The following is an 858-nucleotide window of genomic DNA, read 5'->3' as shown; positions in this document are numbered from 1 at the left end:
CACTCTCTAGTTAGTACTTTGTCTGTGATTGTTGTTCCTTAATAAAATATTTGTTAAAATTAATTTTGTTAGTGAAAACCAAGGAGTTGTTCTTAGTGGAATTGTATACTTTTGTTTAAAACGGATCTCTACCGCAATATTATTTCCTAAAAAAACACTCCTACGACAGAAATTGAAATGTCGGGAGTGTTTACTAACGCTATGAGCTATATTTGAGTACTACAAAATCATTAACAGCATTCTTAGTTTACGTCATATTTTGCATTGAATTTTTAGAAATCTTGCTTTATTTTTCTACTGCTTTCCATTCAATATGCGAATACTGTTTTGTTGTTATGTTAGTTGGGGTTCCATTAACCTTCTTACCTGTTAAAGTATCTATGGTAACTTTTCTTTGTTTAACTGTTTTTGTATTGTAAACGCGTCTATAATAAATCGTATATGATTTATTCTTTTTAACATTTACACTCATAGAAGCTGTTTCAGTTGTTGATTTCGACGTATTAAATCCAACGGTAGCGTCTAAGTTAGCTTTTGAAACTTTTAGACTTCCACTATATGAATTAGAACTGGTAATTGATTTAGAAAAAGATAAAGTTCCTTCTGCATTTGATTTTTTTGCTGATGTTGCAGTTATCCATGATGAGGTACTCTTTCCTTTTGATACAGATCCGTATAATTCATACATGGTTACCGAGGCTCTAGTTGTTGGGCCAGGTACTTCCGAATCTGCATAAGCTGCTTTAGTTGAGAGCCCTAGCATCAAAACACTAATACAAACAAATGATATACCCAAAAAAAACAATCTAACTAATTTTTTCATAACTTCACTCCTTAAATATAAGTTAATATTATGTT

1 protein-coding gene is annotated in these 858 nt (G+C 31.1%); it reads right to left on the bottom strand.

What is annotated here, in order from left to right; translation table 11 throughout:
* Positions 1-286: 286 nt before the first annotated feature.
* Positions 287-823, bottom strand: coding sequence for a hypothetical protein (locus tag A5882_RS19475; protein ID WP_086373582.1), 537 nt, complete (start codon positions 821-823; stop codon positions 287-289).
* Positions 824-858: the final 35 nt, after the last annotated feature.

The sequence above is a fragment of the Enterococcus sp. 4E1_DIV0656 genome, assembly GCF_002140695.1.
In the GTDB taxonomy this organism is placed as follows: domain Bacteria; phylum Bacillota; class Bacilli; order Lactobacillales; family Enterococcaceae; genus Enterococcus_D; species Enterococcus_D entomosocium.
Note: the sequence above shows the minus strand (reverse complement) of the source record. Positions and strands in the feature narration are given on the sequence as shown.

Bases quoted from the DNA above. Each gene is read 5' to 3' on its own strand.
- A5882_RS19475 (WP_086373582.1), bottom strand. From the start codon at position 823: ATGAAAAAATTAGTTAGATTGTTTTTTTTGGGTATATCATTTGTTTGT.